The sequence below is a fragment of the Pantoea sp. At-9b genome (assembly GCF_000175935.2).
Classification (GTDB): domain Bacteria; phylum Pseudomonadota; class Gammaproteobacteria; order Enterobacterales; family Enterobacteriaceae; genus Pantoea.
This window is the reverse complement of record NC_014837.1, coordinates 3423241-3442567: the sequence shown is the minus strand read 5'-3', so window position 1 is coordinate 3442567 and position 19327 is coordinate 3423241. Positions and strand designations below refer to the sequence as shown.

12 protein-coding genes are annotated in these 19327 nt (G+C 56.3%); 11 read left to right on the top strand and 1 reads right to left on the bottom strand.

What is annotated here, in order from left to right; all coding sequences use genetic code 11:
* The first annotated feature begins 9 nt into the window (after positions 1–9).
* The 11 genes from ptsP to recD all read left to right on the top strand — a co-directional run bounded on the left by ptsP (position 10) and on the right by recD (position 17765).
* Positions 10–2256 (top strand): phosphoenolpyruvate--protein phosphotransferase, encoded by a 2247-nt coding sequence (ptsP, locus tag PAT9B_RS15830; RefSeq protein WP_013510282.1) that lies wholly within the window; start codon positions 10–12, stop codon positions 2254–2256.
* Between the two features lie 113 nt (positions 2257–2369).
* Positions 2370–3251, top strand: a complete 882-nt coding sequence (gene lgt, locus PAT9B_RS15825) for a prolipoprotein diacylglyceryl transferase (RefSeq protein ID WP_013510281.1) — start codon at positions 2370–2372, stop codon at positions 3249–3251.
* Positions 3248–4042 (top strand): thymidylate synthase, encoded by a 795-nt coding sequence (gene thyA, locus PAT9B_RS15820; RefSeq protein ID WP_013510280.1) that lies wholly within the window; start codon positions 3248–3250, stop codon positions 4040–4042. The genes lgt and thyA overlap by 4 nt, the downstream gene beginning before the upstream one ends.
* 198 nt (positions 4043–4240) lie before the next feature.
* On the top strand, positions 4241–4711 hold the full coding sequence (locus PAT9B_RS15815) for a prepilin-type N-terminal cleavage/methylation domain-containing protein (RefSeq protein ID WP_013510279.1): 471 nt from the start codon (positions 4241–4243) through the stop codon (positions 4709–4711).
* Positions 4702–5241 carry a prepilin peptidase-dependent protein gene (locus PAT9B_RS15810; protein WP_013510278.1) on the top strand — a complete coding sequence of 180 codons (540 nt, stop codon included), beginning with the start codon at positions 4702–4704 and terminating at the stop codon, positions 5239–5241. The genes PAT9B_RS15815 and PAT9B_RS15810 overlap by 10 nt, the downstream gene beginning before the upstream one ends.
* The gene (locus tag PAT9B_RS31140; RefSeq protein ID WP_071883908.1) at positions 5238–5747 is read left to right on the top strand and encodes a DUF2509 family protein; all 510 of its coding nucleotides are present in this window, start codon (positions 5238–5240) and stop codon (positions 5745–5747) included. Before PAT9B_RS15810 ends, PAT9B_RS31140 begins: the two co-directional genes overlap by 4 nt.
* Positions 5659–5937: a prepilin-type N-terminal cleavage/methylation domain-containing protein gene (locus PAT9B_RS31135; RefSeq protein ID WP_223300485.1), complete on the top strand. Its 279-nt coding sequence runs from the start codon at positions 5659–5661 to the stop codon at positions 5935–5937. The genes PAT9B_RS31140 and PAT9B_RS31135 overlap by 89 nt, the downstream gene beginning before the upstream one ends.
* An 81-nt stretch (positions 5938–6018) precedes the next feature.
* Positions 6019–9399 (top strand): exodeoxyribonuclease V subunit gamma, encoded by a 3381-nt coding sequence (recC, locus tag PAT9B_RS15795; RefSeq protein WP_013510276.1) that lies wholly within the window; start codon positions 6019–6021, stop codon positions 9397–9399.
* 106 nt (positions 9400–9505) lie between these two features.
* Entirely contained in the window at positions 9506–12403 is a 2898-nt protein-coding gene (gene ptrA, locus PAT9B_RS15790; protein ID WP_013510275.1) for a pitrilysin, read from the top strand.
* Positions 12400–15939 carry an exodeoxyribonuclease V subunit beta gene (gene recB, locus PAT9B_RS15785; RefSeq protein ID WP_013510274.1) on the top strand — a complete coding sequence of 1180 codons (3540 nt, stop codon included), beginning with the start codon at positions 12400–12402 and terminating at the stop codon, positions 15937–15939. The genes ptrA and recB overlap by 4 nt, the downstream gene beginning before the upstream one ends.
* A complete protein-coding gene (gene recD / locus PAT9B_RS15780; protein WP_013510273.1) occupies positions 15936–17765 on the top strand; it encodes an exodeoxyribonuclease V subunit alpha in 1830 nt (609 codons plus the stop codon). The genes recB and recD overlap by 4 nt, the downstream gene beginning before the upstream one ends.
* Before the next feature lie 38 nt (positions 17766–17803).
* Here recD and argA read toward each other — a convergent pair whose 3' ends face one another.
* On the bottom strand, positions 17804–19132 hold the full coding sequence (gene argA / locus PAT9B_RS15775; protein WP_013510272.1) for an amino-acid N-acetyltransferase: 1329 nt from the start codon (positions 19130–19132) through the stop codon (positions 17804–17806).
* Positions 19133–19327 lie beyond the last annotated feature (195 nt).

Sequence of the window (19327 nt, the reverse complement as noted above, 5' to 3'; positions counted from 1 at the left end):
ACGCCCTTTATGCTCACTCAGTTGCGCGAAATAGTTGAAAAAGTGGCGAGTGCACCGCGTCTGAATGAAGCACTCGACCTTCTGGTAAACGAGATTTGCCTTGCGATGGAGACCGAGGTTTGCTCGGTCTATCTCGCCGATCACGATCGTCGTTGCTACTACCTGATGGCGACGCGCGGGCTGAAAAAACCGCGTGGCCGCACCGTCACGCTGGCGTTTGACGAGGGTATTGTCGGGCTGGTTGGCCGTTTGGCCGAGCCGATTAACCTCGCCGATGCGCAGAGCCATCCCAGCTTCAAATACATCCCTTCTGTTAAAGAGGAGCGCTATCGCTCCTTCCTTGGTGTGCCGATTATCAGCCGCCGCCAGTTGCTGGGTGTGCTGGTGGTACAGCAGCGCGAACATCGTCAGTTTGATGAAAGCGAAGAATCCTTTCTGGTCACGCTGGCAACGCAAATGGCCGCTTTGCTGTCGCAATCGCAGCTGGGGCAGTTGTTTGGTCAGTTTCGTCAGTCACGCGTAAAAGCGATTGCTGCCGCGCCCGGTGTGGCTGTTGCGCCCGGTTGGGTTGATGAAACCCAGCCGCTGCTCGATCAGGTCTCTGCGGCCAGTACCCTGGATATTCAGCGCGAGCGTGATCGTCTGGCGGTCGCCATGAGCGAAGCCGCCAATGAATTTCGCCGTTTCAGTAAACGTTTCACCGCCAGCGTGCAGAAAGAGAGCGCGGCGATCTTCGATCTCTATTCGCACCTGCTCACGGACGCCCGCCTGAAAAAAGATCTTTTTGCCGAGATCGAACGGGGATCGGTGGCGGAGTGGGCGGTGAAAACGGTGATCGAGAAATTTGCCGCGCAATTTGCCAGCTTGCAGGATCAATATCTGCGCGAGCGTGCCGGAGATCTGCGCGTGTTGGGACAGCGCCTGTTGTTCCATCTCGACGACACCCTGGTCGGCACCAACGCCTGGCCAGAGCGTTTTGTGTTGGTGGCCGATGAATTGACCGCAACCACCCTGGCGGAGCTGCCCCATGAGCGGCTGGCGGGCGTGGTGGTGCGTGACGGCGCAGCGAACTCCCATGCGGCCATCCTGACGCGTGCCATGGGCATCCCGACGGTGATGGGGGCGGATATTTTGCCTGCCCAGCTCAACAAACGCCTGTTGATCGTCGATGGTTATCGCGGTGAGTTGTTGATCGATCCTGAACCGGTGCTGGTGCAGGAGTATCAAAGGCTGATCAGCGAAGAGAACGCGCTGAGTAAAATGGCCGAAGATGTGGTGGAGCAGCCTGGCGAGCTGAAAAGCGGCGAACGCGTGCAGGTGATGCTGAATGCGGGTCTCAGCCCGGAGCATGAACAGGCGCTCGACAGCTGGGTTGACGGTATTGGCCTGTACCGCACCGAAATTCCCTTTATGTTGCAAAACGGCTTCCCGTCTGAGGAGGAGCAGGTGGCGCAATATCAGGGCATGTTGCAGCTGTTCCACAACAAACCGGTGACATTACGCACCCTGGATATTGGCGCGGATAAGCAGCTGCCGTATATGCCAATCAGCGAAGAGAACCCCAGCCTCGGCTGGCGCGGTATTCGTTTAACGCTGGACCAGCCAGAGATCTTTTTGGTGCAGGTTCGCGCCATGCTGCGCGCTAATGCTGCCTCCGGCAATCTCAGCATTCTGCTGCCGATGATCAGCCATATCGACGAGATCGAAGAGGCGCGCCGCCTGATCGACCGTGCTGGCCGGGAAGTGGAAGAGATGCTGGGTTACATCATTCCCAAGCCGCGTATTGGGGTGATGGTCGAAGTGCCGTCGATGCTGTTTCTGATCCCGCATTTGGCGGATCGCATCGATTTTGTCTCTGTCGGTACCAACGATCTTACGCAGTATCTGCTGGCGGTGGATCGTAACAATACCCGTGTCGCCAACCTCTATGATCCATTGCATCCGGCGATGCTGCGCGCGTTGCAATTGATTGCCCAGGAAGCCCACAAGGCCAAGCTTGAGCTGTGCCTGTGTGGTGAAATGGCGGGCGATCCGATGTGTGTTGCGCTGTTGGTGGGGCTGGGCTATCACCACCTCAGCATGAACGGAAAAAACATTCCGCGCGTCAAATATCTGTTGCGACACCTCGACAGAGAAGAAGCGCAGAAGCTCAGCGAGCTGGGCGTGGCGGCACACACCGTTTCAGAAGTCCGTCATCAGGTTTCGGCGTTTATGGAACGGCGTGGCTTGGGCGGATTGATTCGCGGTGGTCGTTAAGGTTTACATTTCTGCGGCATATGTATGAAAACTCGCTGTGCTATGATGCGCAGCTTTGATTGTATTGCCCTTGGCCACACCCGTTTTCAGGGCAGAAAATTTCATGGTGAAAGATGACTAACGGCTATATCGCTTTTCCCCAATTTGACCCGGTGATTTTCTCCGTCGGGCCGATTTCGCTCCACTGGTACGGTTTAATGTATCTGGTGGGCTTTGTGTTCGCTATGTGGCTGGCGGTGCGTCGCGCCAACAAGCCAGGCAGCGGCTGGAAAAAAGAGGAAGTGGAGAACCTGCTGTACGCCGGTTTCCTCGGGGTTTTCCTCGGCGGACGTATTGGTTATGTGCTGTTCTATAACCTGCCGCTGTTCCTTGAGAATCCGCTTTATCTGTTTAAAGTTTGGGATGGCGGCATGTCATTCCACGGTGGCCTGATTGGCGTGATCGTGGTGATGCTGATTTTTGCCCGTCGTACCAAACGCACCTTCTTCCAGGTTTCTGATTTTATTGCACCGCTGATCCCATTTGGTCTGGGTGCGGGGCGGCTTGGTAACTTCATCAATGGTGAATTATGGGGCCGTGTGGCACCCGATTTTAAATTCGCCATGCTGTTCCCCGGTTCGCGTAGCGAAGACGTTGCGCTGGCGGTGAACAACCCGCAGTATCAGTCGCTGCTGAACACCTACGGCGTCCTGCCGCGTCATCCCTCGCAGTTGTATGAACTGATGCTGGAAGGTGTGGTGCTGTTTATCATCCTCAATCTGTTTATTCGCAAGCCCCGCCCGATGGGCAGCGTATCGGGCCTGTTCCTGATTGGTTACGGCGCATTCCGTATTATTGTTGAATTCTTCCGTCAGCCGGACGCACAGCTGGGCCTGTTCGACGGCGGCATCAGCATGGGGCAGATTCTCTCGACGCCTATGATTCTGGCTGGCGTGATTATGATGATCTGGGCATATCGTCGTCACCCACAGCAACAACCCCGCGAGGTAAAATGAAACAGTATCTGGATTTAATGCAGCATGTGCTGAATGAAGGCGCAGAAAAGGCCGACCGTACTGGCACCGGCACGCTTTCCATTTTTGGCCACCAGATGCGTTTCAATTTGCAGGACGGTTTTCCGCTGGTCACCACCAAGAAGTGCCACCTGCGCTCGATCATTCATGAGTTGCTGTGGTTCCTGCAAGGTGACACCAATATCGGTTATCTGAAGGATAACAAGGTCACCATCTGGGATGAGTGGGCGGATGAAAACGGCGATCTGGGTCCGGTATACGGTAAGCAGTGGCGCAGTTGGGGCAATGCTAATGGCGAGCAAATCGACCAGATTAGCCGGGTGATAGAGCAGTTAAAACGTGACCCGGATTCACGCCGTATCATTGTGTCGGCATGGAACGTCGGTGAACTGGACCAGATGGCGCTGGCACCTTGCCACGCCTTCTTCCAGTTCTATGTGGCGAACGGTAAGCTCTCTTGCCAGCTGTACCAGCGTTCATGCGATATCTTCCTGGGTCTGCCATTCAACATTGCCAGCTACGCGTTGCTGGTGCATATGGTGGCGCAGCAGTGCGACCTGGAAGTGGGTGATTTTGTCTGGACCGGTGGTGATACCCATCTGTACAGCAACCACCTGGAGCAGGCTCGCCTGCAACTGACCCGTGAACCGCGCCCACTGCCGAAACTGATCATCAAGCGTAAACCTGCCTCGATCTTTGATTACCAGTTCGAAGATTTCGAGATTGAAGGTTACGATCCCCATCCGGCCATCAAAGCGCCGGTAGCGATCTGATACCACGCACTTTGTATCCTGGCGGCGCGATTTATCGCGCCGCTCGCGTTTGAGGGACCGCCGGAACGCCACTTTTTTTCGATCTCTCGCACAAATTTCTGTATCCCACTGTATTCATTCCTCATTTCCTGCGCGACCTTTTCCAAAGTACATTTTTCCGCCTTGAGCCAAACACGCCAGGCACGCACTCTGACCACCATGAACAGAAACGATGAAAACGGCTTCACTTTGCCGGAACTGTTGGTGGTGATGGTGATTGCGGGGGTGCTAAGCCTTGGCATGATGCAGGGATGGCAACGCTGGCAACAGCAGCAACAATTGCGGGAAAGCGTACTGCAACTCCAGGGCTTTCTGTTGCGGCTGCGTGCCTGGGCCAGTTGGCAAAATACCGAGGCCAACTTGTGGTTATTACCCGGTGCTTCGGGTTGTATCGGCAGTGGCCCACGTCCTCTGGAAGGGTGTCAGGCAAGTTCGCGTTGGGTCTATGTCCCACCCCATGCGGATGTGCGGCTGGTCAGTATCACTGGGGAACCCGGGTTTTATGGCCGTCGTGATGTAGCACGGGCTGGCAGTATTGATCTTGAAAGCAGTGCCGGGCGCTGGCGGGTGATTATTTCAGCACGCGCACGCATTCGGGCCTGCCAGCCGGGAGAGAAGGGATGCGAATAGACCAGGCCGGTTTTAGCCTGCTGGAAATGCTGATGGCAATGGCCGTCGGGGCAGTATTGATGTTAAGCACCGGACGGTTTTTACCGCTGTTGTTGGCCGAAAATCTGCGTTTACAACAGCGGGTGCAGTTGCAGCAGGAGCTACAGCAAATCACACAAACGCTGCAAAAAGCGCTACGGCGGGCGGGTTACTGCAACGGGGAATGCAGTGGCCCGGCACTAACGCTGCGGGAGAGCGGCAGTTGCGTGTTGCTGCGCTGGGATGAAAACAGCAATGGCCGCTGGGAAGGTATCGGCCACAGCGACAGCGAACTCTATGGCTACCGGCTGCGTGGCAGTCAGCTGGAAATGCAGCGCGGGGTGGATGACTGCAATGGCAGCGGCTGGGAACGTTTAACCGACCCCGAATTTATGACGGTGGAGCAATTTAGCGTTGAACGCGAAGAGCGACGTTTGCTGGTACAACTGACGGGAAAAACAGGCGAACAATCAATAACGCTGGAAAGTTGGGTGGTGGGAGAAAATCTGTGAAGCATGCGGGTAATAGCACGTTGGGTATGGTGTTGATGGTGTTGCTGATGGGCGGCCTCACGTTACATGCCACGCGTACCCGGCTGGCGCAGGATGTGGTGCTGGTGGCGGATGAACAGAACTACCATCGGGATTTCTGGCAGGCTGCGGGTGCGTTGCAATGGGGTATGGTGCAAAGTTGGCCGGATACACAAGGCTGGCAATGCCTCGATTGGGCGGCTGAGCACTGGCGTAGCTGCCTGCTGCGACTGGAGGGGGATAATGGGTTACTACAGGGAAGTGGAGCGGGACGGGAACTGGCACTGTGGCATTGGGTGTCCACTCAGGGCAGCCAGGTCAAACCAAAACCACAAGGCTGGATTGACTACTGCCCCTTGTCCGACACCGCATTATGTCAGGCGGCAACAGGGATTCAGCCTGGCGGAAACCCTGGTCGCGATGCTGCTGCTGGCAATGAGCATCAGCGCGTTGTTGCACTATCATCGGGTGCTAACGCTGAGTTTTAGCCAGCAATGGCAACAGCGTCAGGCATGGCAGGTGGCTGGGCAGGCGCTGTTGGGGCGCGAGGTGCCCGGCTGGCAGATTCAGCGGCAGCAGCAACTTCAGCCCGGTGGCTGCATGCTGTATCGGGTGAATGTAAGTGGCCCGCAGCAACGGGAAGCCTCACTGGCGCGGCTGGATTGTGTTTCCCCCTGATTGCGTCCTTGCGATAGGCATCACCGACGATACAGGGTAGAGTGACCAGGCTGCACCGTTTTTTATTTATCAGGAGTCTTCATGTTCCGGGTTTACCACTCCAATCAGCTTGACCTGTTAAAAGATCTGGCGGTCACGTTGATTAAACTAGAACCCCTTGCGGACCCTCTCGCGGCCGAACAAGTACTGGTACAAAGCCCCGGTATGGCGCAATGGTTGCAGATGGAACTGGCGCAGAGCTTTGGCATTGCGGCAAACATCGACTTTCCGCTCCCTGCCACCTTTATCTGGAACATGTTTGTGCAGGTGTTGCCGGATATCCCAAAAGAAAGCGCCTTCACCAAAGCCAGTATGAGCTGGAAGCTGATGCATCGCCTGCCAACTTTGCTGGAGCAAGAGGCGTTTCAGCCGCTGCGCCACTACCTGCATGATGATGATGACAAGCGCAAGCTGTATCAGCTCAGTACGCGCGTTGCAGACCTGTTTGACCAATATCTGGTGTATCGCTCGGATTGGCTGAATTGCTGGGAACGCGGCGAGTTGATTGAAGGCTTAGGTGATTCACAGCAGTGGCAGGCGGCATTATGGCGCGACCTGGTCGACTTTACCGCGAGCCTTGGTCAGCCATTGTGGCACCGCGCCAATTTGTATGCGCGCTTTATCCAGACGCTGGAACAGGCCAAAAGTCCGCCACCGGGCCTGCCACAGCGCGTGTTTATCTGCGGGATATCGGCACTGCCGCCCGTCTATTTGCAGGCGCTGGAGGCGTTGGGACGCCACATCGATATTCATCTCCTGTTTACCAATCCCTGCCGTCATTACTGGGGCGATATCCAGGATTACGCCTTTCTGGCTAAACTCCAGAGCCGTCAGCGTCGCCGACTTCATTCAACAGAGCAGCAGCCGCTGTTCCGCGATCCTGCACTGGCACCGGCGCTGTTTAATGCCGCCGGTGAACAACAGTTAACTAACCCACTACTGGCGTCGTGGGGCAAGTTAGGGCGCGATAATCTGTTCCTGCTGAGTCAGATGGAAGCGGCCGCTAACGATATTGATGCTTTTGTGGAAATGCCCACGGATACTTTGCTGCATGCGTTGCAGGCGGATTTACTCAACCTGGAAGATAATGCGGTGCTGGGTGTCAACGCGGGAGAACTGGCGGACAGCCACGGCAAGCGTTTGCTGGACCCGCAGGATCATTCGTTGACCATTCAGGTGTGCCATAGCGCCCAGCGTGAAGTGGAGATCTTACAGGATCATTTGTTGGCATTGATGGAAGCCGATCCCGACCTGAAGCCGCGCGATATCATCGTGATGGTGGCCGATATCGACAGCTACGCGCCGTTTATTCAGGCAGTGTTCGCCAGCGCGCCGGCTTCGCGCTATTTGCCGTTTGCTATCTCAGATCGCCGTGCCAGCCAGGCGCATCCGGCCATTCTGGCGCTGCTGAGCCTGTTGGCGCTGCCGGACAGCCGTTTCGCCTCGGAAGAGGTGCTGGCACTGCTGGAAGTTCCGGCGTTGGCGCAGCGCTTCTCGGTAGACGAAAGCGGATTGCGCCTGCTACGCCGCTGGGTGATGGAGTCCGGGATTCGTTGGGGGCTGGATGATGCCAGCGTGGAAGCGCTGGCTCTCCCGGTCACCGGACAGCACACCTGGCGCTTCGGCCTGCAACGTATGCTGCTCGGTTATGCGCTGGAAAGCCGCAACGGTGACTGGCAAGGCATTCTGCCTTACGACGAATCCACCGGGCTGATTGCCGAACTGGCGGGGTATCTGGCGGAGCTCCTGGCAAAGCTGGAGGCATGGCGCACGCGGTTAGCCCAGGAGCGCACCCTTAATGACTGGCTACCGTTATGTCGTGAATTAATTGACAGCTTTTTCAACGGTGATAGCGAAAGTGAAGCGGCGTTGATGCTGGTGGAAACCCAGTGGAAGCAGATTATCGAGCAGGGTATGCAGGCTGCATATCAACAGGTGATTCCGGTGACGTTGCTGCGTGATGAGCTCCGCTCGCGGCTCGATCAGCAACGAATCAGTCAGCGATTCCTTGCAGGTCCGGTTAATTTCTGTACGCTGATGCCGATGCGTTCGATTCCGTTTAAAGTGGTGTGTTTGCTGGGCATGAATGATGGCGTCTACCCGCGCACCCTGGCACCCCTTGGTTTTGACCTGATGCAGCAACAGATGCGTAAAGGCGATCGCAGTCGCCGTGATGATGACCGCTATCTGTTCCTTGAAGCGATAATTTCCGCGCAGCAACAGTTGTACATCAGCTTTATTGGTCGAGCGATTCAGGACAATACAGAACGCTATCCTTCGGTGCTGGTCACGGAACTGGTGGATTATCTCGGTCAGAGTTTCTGCCTGCCAGGCGACGAAGATAGTGAACCGGATGTCAGCGAGCAGCGTGTGCGTGAGCATTTACAGATTCTGCACAGCCGTATGCCGTTTGCCACCGAAAACTATCTGCCGGGACGTCACGGGCAAAGTTTTGCCGCCGAGTGGTTACCTGCCGCCGCAGGGCAGGGGGAAGCACAACCTGATTTTGTCCAACCCCTGGATGCGCTGCCTATCACCACGTTATCGCTGGAACAGCTGCTGCGTTTTTGGCGTCACCCGGTGCGGGCCTGGTTCCAGCAGCGACTGGGCGTCGCATTCTGGATGGAAGAGAGTGAATTGCCGGACAGCGAACCTTTCGCTCCAGACAGTCTCGAACGCTACCAGATCAACGCACAGTTGTTGAATACCCTGGTCGCCGGAGAGGACCCATCACAGTTGTATGCCCGTCATCGCGCGGCAGGTAACCTGCCTTATGGTGCTTTTGGGGAACTTTTCTGGCAAAGCCAGACCGAAGAGATGCAGGAAGTGGCCGCTGAGGTCAGTGGACAACGTCAGGCGGCGGAAAGCTGGGAAGTGGATCTGCTGCTTGGCGATGTGCAGTTGACCGGCTGGCTTACCCAGGTGCAAGCTGATGGACTGCTGCGCTGGCGTCCCGGCGTGCTCAATATGAATGATGGTTTGCTGTTGTGGCTGGAGCATCTGGTGTATTGCGCGTTGGGGGGCAGTGGCGAAAGCCGGATGTATGGACGTAAACAGAGCCGCTGGCGTTTTAACGCACTGCCTCGTGAACAGGCACTGAGTGTGTTGCAGGAGTATGTGGCCGGGTATCAGGCGGGGTTAGCGCAGCCACTGATGCTGTTGAATAAATCCGGCGGAGCTTGGCTGGATGCGAGTTTTGATGCCAAAACCGGCCAGTTATTGAATGACGAAGCCACACAAAGCAAAGCGCGCAGTCGGCTGTTACAGGCCTGGCAGGGCGGTTTTCAACTGGAAGGCGAGGGCAGTGATCCTTACCTCCAGCGTCTGAGTCGCGTGCTTGATGACGCGGCATTACAGGCAATCACTGATGCGGCACGACGCTGGTATTTACCGGTGCGTCTGGCACATCAGGATGATGAATAGCAATTGGGTGACGATGTGACAGGATGTCGTCCTCACCACTATAAAAAAGTCTTTTTTTGACCGCCAGGTGCACAGCCAGCGGTAAAGGGTAACGTAAGGGGTTTAAATGCGGATTTACGCACGCTGGATAGCGGCGCTGCTGTTGAGCGTCACAGCACTGTTTGCTGTGGCTGATGAGCAAGGCGGCTGGCAGCCAGTCAATGAAACCATTCGTAAAAGCGATCACGATCCACGCGCCTATCAGGCGATTACGCTGACAAACGGTATGACCGTTTTACTGGTCTCCGATCCCGCCGCACCCAAGTCGCTGGCAGCTCTGACCTTACCGATAGGATCGCTCGACGATCCCAATCAACAACTGGGGCTGGCGCACTACCTTGAACATATGGTGCTGATGGGGTCGAAGCTTTATCCGCAGCCGGATAACCTCGCAGAATTCCTGAAAAAACATGGCGGCAGCCATAATGCCAGCACAGCGTCTTATCGCACGGCGTTTTATCTGGAAGTGGAAAATGATGCACTGCAACCGGCGGTGGATCGTTTGGCTGATGCGATTGCCGAGCCGTTACTTGATCCGGTGAACGCCGATCGTGAGCGGCATGCGGTGAATGCGGAACTGACGATGGCACGCTCGCGTGATGGCTTACGCATGGCACAGGTGGGCGCGGAGACCCTCAACCCGGCACATCCCGGTGCACGTTTTTCTGGCGGTAACCTCGACACGCTGAAAGATAAACCGGATAGCAAGTTGCATCAGGCATTGCTTGATTTCTATCACAGCCACTACTCAGCCAACCTGATGAAAGCGGTGATTTACAGCAATAAACCGTTGCCGGAAATGGCGGATATCGCGGCGAAAACCTTTGGCCGCGTCACCAATCATCAGGCTAAAGTCCCGGATATCAATGTACCGGTGGTGACCGATGCACAGAAAGGCATCATCATTCATTACGTGCCTGCCCAGCCGCGCAAGCAGCTGAAAATTGAGTTCCGCATTGCCAATAACAGTGACCGTTTCCGCAGCAAAACGGATACCTTGATCAGCTACCTGCTGGGGAATCGTAGCAAAAACACCCTGAACGACTGGCTGCAACGGCAGGGACTGGCGGACGGTGTCAACGCCGGAGCCGATCCGATGACGGAACGCACCAGCGGTGTGTTCGCCATTACCGTGTCCCTGACCGATAAAGGTCTGGCACAGCGTGACGAAGTGGTGGCGGCGATCTTCAGTTACCTCGACATGCTGCGCAATAAAGGCATCGATAAAGCCTATTTCGATGAAGTTTCCCATGTACTGGCGCTGGATTTCCGTTATCCCTCCATCACCCGTGATATGGATTACATCGAATGGCTGGTCGATACCATGCTGCGCGTGCCTATCGAGCATGCGCTGGATGCGCCATATCTGGCCGATGATTATGATCCCGCTGCGATCAAAGCACGTCTGGCGGAGATGACACCGCAGAATGCGCGTATCTGGTATATCAGCCCGCAGGAACCGCACAACAAAGAAGCCTACTTTGTTAATGCACCTTATCAGGTGGATAAAATCACTGATGCCCAGTTCAGCGACTGGCAGCAGCGTGCGGCAGCCATCCAGCTGTCGTTGCCGACGCTTAACCCGTATATCCCGTCAGATTTCTCCATCATGCCGTCTGATGGCAAAACCTACACGCATCCAGTGGCGCTGACCACCGGCGACAACATGCGTATTTTCTGGATGCCGAGCCAGTTCTACGCCAGCGAACCTAAAGCCGCCATCACCCTGGCGCTGCGCAACAAAGCGGCGATCAGCGATGCGCAGCAACAAGTGTTGTTTGGCCTGAATGACTATCTCTCCAGCCTGGCGTTGGATCAGCTGAACTCGCAGGCATCGGTCGGCGGAATCAGTTTCTCCACCGGGGAAAATGATGGCCTGGAGTTTAACGCCAGCGGCTTCACTCAGCGTTTGCCGGAACTGTTGAAAAAGCTGGTGGAAGGCTATGCCACCTTCACCCCGACGGAGCAACAACTGGAACAGGCCAAATCCTGGTATCTTGATCAGCTGGAGTCCGCCGACAAAGGTAAAGCCTTTGAGTTGGCGATCCAGCCGATGCAGATGCTGTCGCAGCTGCCTTATACCCAGCGAGAAGTCCGTCGCAAGCTGGTGAAAGATATTACCCTGAAGCAAGTGACCGACTACCGTGATGCGCTGATCCATCATGCCACGCCAGAAATGATCGTGGTGGGTAACCTCCCGGCGGATCGGGTTAAACAGCTGGGTGAGGATCTGAAACAGCAGTTGCAGAGCGATGGTCATAGCTACTGGCACAGCAACTATGTGGCGATAGAGAAACCGGTCAAAGCCAATCTGCAAAAAGCGGGTAGCAGCACCGATTCGGCACTGGCCGCGCTCTATGTCCCGCTGGGTTACAGCGAATACCAAAGCATGGCGAACAGCTCGATGCTGAGCCAAATCGTCCAGCCGTGGTTCTACAACCAATTGCGCACGGTTGAACAGCTGGGCTATGCGGTATTTGCTTTCCAGATGCCGGTAGGACGTCAGTGGGGCATCGGTTTCCTGTTGCAGAGCAATAGCAAACAACCTTCGTACCTGCTGCAACGCTTCCAGGCGTTCTACCCACAGGCCGAGCAGCGCCTGCGTAGCATGAAGCCGGAGGAGTTTGCGCAGTATCAACAGGCGATGATCAACGATTTACAGCAACGTCCGCAAACGCTGGATGAGGAAGCTAATCGCTATAATCGCGATTTCAACCGACAGAATTTTGCCTTTGATACCCGTGAAAAGGTGGTCGCTCAGATTCAGCAGCTGACCCCCGTCGGTTTAGCTGATTTCTTCCATCAGGCGGTGCTGGCACAACAGGGTATGGCAATGATTTCGCAAATCGGCGGCAGCCACGATGGTACGGTGAAAGACGATTACGCCCAGCTACCTGACTGGACGACCTGGCAGGAAGTTTCCCAGTTGCAACAGTCGCTGCCGGTTAAGAGTGACGCCCAATGAGTCTGCGCCCGGAATCGCTCAACCCGCTAACGCTGCCGTTACGTGGCGAGCGATTAATTGAGGCATCCGCAGGCACAGGGAAAACCTTTACCATCGGTCTGCTTTACCTGCGCCTGTTGCTCGGGCTGGGGGGCGAACGGGCTTATCCGCGTCCGCTTTCGGTGGAAGAGATCCTGGTGGTGACGTTCACCGAAGCCGCGACTGCTGAATTACGTGGGCGCATTCGCGCCAACATCCATGAATTGCGGCTGGCCTGTATTCGTGGCCACAGCAACAACCCGATGCTGGCGCAGTTGCTGACGGAGATGCCACAACCGGCGGATGCCGCTTCGCTGCTGCTGGCAGCGGAGCGGCAGATGGATGAAGCGGCAATTTTCACCATCCATGGTTTTTGTCAGCGCATGCTCAACCTCAATGCGTTTGAATCGGGCATGTTGTTTGAGCAGCAATTGATTGAAGATGAGCAGCAGCTGCTGAAACAGGCCACCGCTGATTTTTGGCGACGCCACTGTTATCCACTGTCGCTGGATGTGGCGCGCGCCATCGTGGCGGAATGGAGTGGTCCGGAGCAGTTGCTGGCCACTTTGCGCCCCTGGTTACAGGGGGAAACGCCCACTTTACAATCCCCCCCGGCAGCGGATGAAACGCTGGCAGCACGCCATGCGCAGAACCTGGCACGTATAGCGGATATCAAGGCGCGTTGGGCCGCGCTGAGTGACGACATTGTGAGCCTGATCGGTGATTCCGGTGTCGATAAGCGCAGTTACAGCAGTAAAAACCTGCCCCTGTGGGTGAGTAAAGTCTCTCTCTGGGCGCAAAGCGAGACGCGTGATTATCAGGTACCACCTGAACTGGCGCGCTTTGGTCAGCAGGTGCTGGATGAGAAGACCAAAAAAGGTGAGGCACCGCATCATGCGTTGTTTACCGCGATTGATCACTTTCTGGCACAGCCGATAACGTTGCGTGACCTGGTCATCGCCCGGGCGCTGACTGAAGTTCGGGCAGCGGTTCGTAAAGAGAAGCGCCTGCATGCGCTGCTCGGTTTTGATGACTTGCTGAGCCGTCTGGATGAAGCGCTGCAACAACCTGGCGGCGCGCAGCTGGCCGAGGCCATTCGGCAGCGTTTTCCGGTTGCGCTGATTGATGAGTTTCAGGATACCGACCCGTTGCAATACCGCATTTTCAGCACGCTGTACGTTAATCAGCCTGAGCATGCGTTACTGTTGATCGGCGATCCCAAGCAGGCCATTTATGCTTTTCGCGGGGCGGATATTTTTACCTATATTCGCGCCCGTAATGATGTAAGCGCCCACTATACGCTCGACACCAACTGGCGCTCATCGCCACCCATGGTGACCAGCGTCAACCAGCTGTTTTCTCGGCTCGACGCGCCGTTTCTGTTTGCCGATATTCCTTTTCTGGCGGTCAACTTTGCCACCGCCAATCAGGCGCTGACGCTCAATCTTGATCAACAACCGCAGGCGGCTCTGCGTTTCTGGCTACAACCTGGTGACGGGTGTAGCGTGGGAGATTATCAGCAGTTGCTGGCGCAGCAGTGCGCGGCAGATATCAGTCGTTGGCTACAGGCGGGCCAGGAACAGCGCGCGATGCTGGGAAAAGCCCCGGCATTGCGACCGGTTCAGGCCTCCGATATCACCGTGCTGGTACGTAGCCGCAATGAAGCCAATCTGATTCGTGAGGCGTTGAATCAGCTGGCAATTCCGTCAGTGTATCTATCGAACCGCGACAGCGTCTATACCACGCCAGAAGCGCGTGAGCTGCTGTGGTTGCTTCAGGCGATACTGGCACCTGAGCAGGAACGGATGTTGCGTACCGCGCTGGCAACATCATTGTTTGCCTTTGATGCGGCGCAACTGGACATGCTCGACCAGGATGCACGCGGATGGGATCAACTGGTAGACACCTTCGCCCGCTGGCAGCTGCTGTGGCAGCAGCGCGGCGTGCTGCCTATGTTACGTCAGATGATGCTGGAGCGTCAGTTGGCGGAAAATCTGCTGGCATCGGAAAACGGTGAACGTCGCCTGACTGACTTACTGCATCTTGGCGAGCTGTTGCAGGAAGCGGCCAGCCAGCTCGACAGCCCTCATGCCCTGGTGCGCCATTTGGCGCAGCAAATTGCTCGCCCGGACAGCCAGGCGGCCAGCCAGCAACTGCGTCTGGAAAGCGATCGTCATCTGGTGCAGATCGTCACCATCCATAAATCGAAAGGGTTGCAATACCCATTGGTGTGGCTGCCGTTTGCTGCCGGTTTCCGTGAAGCGGATACCGCGCTGTATCACGACCGGGAAAACTTCGGTGCGGTGCTCGATTTGCAAAACGATGAAGCCAGCCTGGCACTGGCGGAGCAGGAGCGTCTGGCGGAAGATTTGCGCCTGCTCTATGTGGCGCTGACGCGTTCGGTTTATCACTGTAGCGTCGGCGTGGCCCCGTTGTTTCGTGGCACGCGTAAGAAAGAGGGAGCCAGCGATCTGCATAAAAGCGCGCTTGGTTATCTTCTGCAACGCGGTGAAGCGGCAACCGCCTCGCAGCTGGCGATGCTGCTGGCGGAGATGAACACGGACGGTACTGAAGTGGTGCTCGCTGGGGAATCTGATGCCATGCGCTGGCAGGCACAGGCCGTCAGTGAAGAAGCGTTAAGCGCACGCGAAGTGACGCGTATGTTGGCCGATCCCTGGCGCGTCACCAGCTATTCCGGCCTACAACAACATGGCAGCAGCCGTTTGCTGGAGGTGATGCCGGGGTTTGATGTGGATGCCTCCGGCGATGCAGCGGGTGAGCCACCCCCTTCCGCGTTGACGCCACACCATTTTCCACGCGGTGCCGCCCCCGGCACGTTTTTGCATGAGTTGTTTGAGTCGCTGGATTTCACCCAGCCGCCGACGGCTGAAGCACTGGAGCAGCATTTGCAACAGAATGGCTATCCGTTGCACTGGCAACCGATGTTGAGTGATTGGATTGCCAGGGTGGTGAGTACGCCACTTGATGCGCAGGGTATTCATCTGGCAGGCGTTCAGGCCCAGGATCGTCTGGTGGAGATGGCGTTTTTTCTGCCGATTGACGGTATGTTGCAGGCCGCAACCCTGGATGCACTGGTAAAAAGCCATGACACGCTATCCGAACAAGCCCCGCCGCTTGATTTCCGCCAGGTACAGGGCATGCTGAAAGGCTTTATCGATTTGGTGTTCCGCTGGCAGGGTAAATATTATTTGCTGGACTATAAATCCAACTGGTTGGGCGACAGTCATGGCGCTTACACGCCGCAGGCGATGGCTCAGGCGATGATCGATCACCGTTACGATTTGCAGTATCAGCTGTATAGCCTGGCGCTGCACCGTTATCTGCGTCACCGGCTGGCAGATTACGATTATGAACAGCATTTTGGTGGCGTGTTTTATCTGTTTTTACGTGGCATGGATGGCAGTTCGCCTGCCAATGGGGTGTTCCATACCCGGCCATCTCACGCATTTATTACCCAACTGGATGGCCTGTTTCGCGGCGAAGGAGCGACAGCATGAGTAGCATGACCGCGCTGCTGACTCAGGCGATGGCGTTGCGTTTGTTGCGCCCTCTGGATATTCAGTTTGCCTGCTTGTTGGCGGATGACCTGCAACCAGCACGCTTGTTGGTGGCGGCTTGTCTCAGTGCGGAAGCCGGTGAGGGCCACGTTTGCCTGCCGTTATCACAGCTGACGCCTGAGGGATTATTTAATGGTCGCCATCCGGAGCTGGCTCAGGCCATTTGGCAGGCCGCGGGTGCTCCCCAGGATTGGCAGGCGTTGTTTCATGACTGGCACGCACTGAGTGATGGCACACAGGCCACCCCCATTATCCTGACGCAACAGCGGCTCTATCTGCATCGGTTATGGCAGAACGAAGGCCAGGTCGCGCACTTTTTCCGCACCGATGTGGCCCCGCAGCAATTCGCGCCAGAACGCGTGCGTCAGGTACTGGACTCGCTGTTTGGCACGCAACCGGAGGACTGGCAGAAGATCGCCGCCGCGGTGGCGTTGACGCAGAAAACTGCGGTGATTTCTGGTGGCCCTGGCACGGGCAAAACCACCACCGTGGCAAAACTGCTGGCCGCGCTGATTCGCCTGAGCACCACTCCTTTGCGTATTCAACTGGCTGCACCGACCGGAAAAGCGGCCGCGCGTCTGACCGAGTCTCTGGGTAAAGCGCTACGGCAGCTTGACGTCAGCAACGAAGAACGGCTGTGCTTCCCGGCAGAAGCCACCACGCTGCACCGTCTGTTGGGGGCGCAGCCGGAAACCCAGCGTTTACGTTATCACGCTGGTAATCCCTTGCATCTGGATGTGTTGGTGGTGGATGAGGCTTCAATGGTTGATCTTGGCATGATGGCGAATTTGATCGCCGCGCTGCCACCGCAGGCTCGGGTGATCTTCCTTGGCGATCGCGATCAACTGGCGTCAGTGGAAGCGGGGGCGGTGCTGGGCGATATCTGCCGCTGTGGGGAAGCCGGTTACAGTCCGGCACGGGCGGCGCTACTGAGCCAACTCACCGGCTGTGTGGTGACGGGCAGGGAGGATGCAAACGCACCGTTGGTACGCGATGCGATCTGCCTGCTGCGTACCAGCTATCGCTTTGACGCCCAATCGGGCATAGGACAGCTGGCAGCCGCAGTCAATCAGGGTGATGCGGTTGCGGTTGAGCGCGTGTTTGGTGCCGGGTTCAGCGATATCTCTCGCCAAACGCTGAGCGATGCCGATGCCTATCAGGCGATGCTGACGCAGGTGGCTGAGGGATATCGACCTTACCTGCATCTGGTTGCCGAATGCGCCGAACCGGCGGCGATTATTCATGCCTTTGGCCGTTACCAACTGTTGTGCGCGTTACGTGAAGGGCCTTTTGGTGTGCAGGGACTGAACCAGCGTATTGAACAGAAACTGATTCAGTTGCAGTTAATTCGCCGACCGACCGGTGGCAGCCGCTGGTATCAGGGACGACCGGTGATGGTGACGCGCAACGATAGCGCTCTGGGGCTGTTTAATGGCGACATTGGCATTACCCTGCTGGATGAAGAAGGGCTACTGAAAGTCTTTTTCCCGTTACCGGATGGCACCATCAAAGCTGTGCAACCCAGCCGCTTGCCCGCGCATGACACAGCCTGGGTGATGACGGTGCATAAATCTCAGGGATCGGAGTTTGATCATACCGCGCTGGTCATGCCGGCGCAGTTTTTGCCGGTGCTGACGCGTGAACTGATTTATACCGCCATCACCCGCGCCCGTCGTCAATTGACGTTGTACAGCGATGACGGGGTATTTCGCCGCGCGGTGCAACTGCGCACGCAGCGTAGAAGTGGCTTGCTGGAGAGGCTGTAGCGGCGCGATTTATCGCGCCACTACGGCAGGTGGAAAAGTTAGCGCAAATCCGCCATCAGTACCTTCGAGCGGCGCTGGTAGTTGTACATTTTTTTCTTACTTTCCGGCAGCGACTCGATATCTACCGGGGTAAAGCCGCGTTCCTGGAACCAATGAATACTGCGAGTGGTCAGGACGAACAACTTTTTCAGCCCCATCTGCCGTGCCTGCAATGCCACGCGTTGCAGCAGCGCTTCGCCGCGTGACGAACTGCGATAGTCCGGGTGAACCGCCACACAGGCCATCTCACCAATCTGCTCGTCCGGGAACGGATAGAGCGCCGCACAGGCAATGGTCAGGTTATCGCGTTCAATAATGGTGAACTTGTCGATCTCCATTTCCAGCTGTTCGCGTGAGCGACGAACCAGAATCCCTTGCTGCTCCAGCGGGCGAATCAGCTCAAGGATGCCGCCGATATCGTTGATGGTGGCACGGCGAATCTGCTCGGCGGACTCCATCACAATCTGCGTACCAATACCGTCACGGGAGAACAGCTCCTGCAACAGCGCACCGTCTTCCTGATAGCTGATCAAATGGCTGCGCCGCACGCCGCTGCGACAGGCTTTGACTGCGCCACGCAGAAAACGCACCGTGCCGGAGAGGAAGTCGCCTTCGCTTTCCATTTCTTCAATACGTGCCTGAGCATCGTTCGGGAACAGCTCGGAAATAATGTCGCCCTCGCGGTTGGTCACGCCCTGCTCGGAGCAGAAACCAATCATTTTTTCCGCTTTCAGTTTGATCGCCAGCTGAGTGGCGACTTCTTCTGAGGTCAGGTTAAAACTCTCACCGGTAACGGATACGGCAACCGGGCCGAGCAAGACAATTGCCCCGTTATCAAGCTGACGATGAATGGCTTCTTCATCAATGCGGCGAATACGTCCGCTGTGGCAGTAATCCACGCCATCATCCACACCCAGAGGTTGCGCGATGATGAAGTTACCGCTGACCACATTGATATGCGCACCCTGCAATGGGGTATTGTTCAGACTCATCGACAAACGCGCAGTGATATCGAGTTGTAAGCGACCCGCAGCCTGTTTTACCAGTTCCAGCGACTGCGCATCGGTGACACGCGTATGTTTGTGATACGTCGGTTCCAGCTGCTGTTGCGCCATGCTGGCATCAATCTGCGGACGTGCACCGTAAACCACCACCAGGCGGATGCCGAGACTATGCAGCAGACCAATATCGTTAACGATGCTGGAGAAGTTATCATGCTCGATGGCCTCACCACCCAGCATAATGACAAAGGTCTTGCCACGGTGGGCATTTATATAGGGAACGGTATGGCGAAAACCCTGAACCAGTTCAGTACTACGTTCCTTCACGGCAAACCCTCTGTGAATGATTATTCGAAATTTTTGTATTTTTATGCTTTATTGCGCCGTAATGCAAGCGGCGAACCTGACGTTACTTTACGAATTTTGTGATGCAACCTGTGCTAACAGCCTGCATTATCTGGCTTTTCCGAAGTGAGAAGGCACCAGGGACTGGATAAAGTTTTCATCTTCTTTTACTCAACT

What these genes read in the sequence shown, in the direction of transcription:
- ptsP (WP_013510282.1), top strand. Translation starts at nt 10, where the DNA reads ATGCTCACTCAGTTGCGCGAAATAGTTGAAAAAGTGGCGAGTGCACCG.
- lgt (WP_013510281.1), top strand. Translation starts at nt 2,370, where the DNA reads ATGACTAACGGCTATATCGCTTTTCCCCAATTTGACCCGGTGATTTTC.
- thyA (WP_013510280.1), top strand. Translation starts at nt 3,248, where the DNA reads ATGAAACAGTATCTGGATTTAATGCAGCATGTGCTGAATGAAGGCGCA.
- PAT9B_RS15815 (WP_013510279.1), top strand. Translation starts at nt 4,241, where the DNA reads ATGAACAGAAACGATGAAAACGGCTTCACTTTGCCGGAACTGTTGGTG.
- PAT9B_RS15810 (WP_013510278.1), top strand. Translation starts at nt 4,702, where the DNA reads ATGCGAATAGACCAGGCCGGTTTTAGCCTGCTGGAAATGCTGATGGCA.
- recC (WP_013510276.1), top strand. Translation starts at nt 6,019, where the DNA reads ATGTTCCGGGTTTACCACTCCAATCAGCTTGACCTGTTAAAAGATCTG.
- ptrA (WP_013510275.1), top strand. Translation starts at nt 9,506, where the DNA reads ATGCGGATTTACGCACGCTGGATAGCGGCGCTGCTGTTGAGCGTCACA.
- recB (WP_013510274.1), top strand. Translation starts at nt 12,400, where the DNA reads ATGAGTCTGCGCCCGGAATCGCTCAACCCGCTAACGCTGCCGTTACGT.
- recD (WP_013510273.1), top strand. Translation starts at nt 15,936, where the DNA reads ATGAGTAGCATGACCGCGCTGCTGACTCAGGCGATGGCGTTGCGTTTG.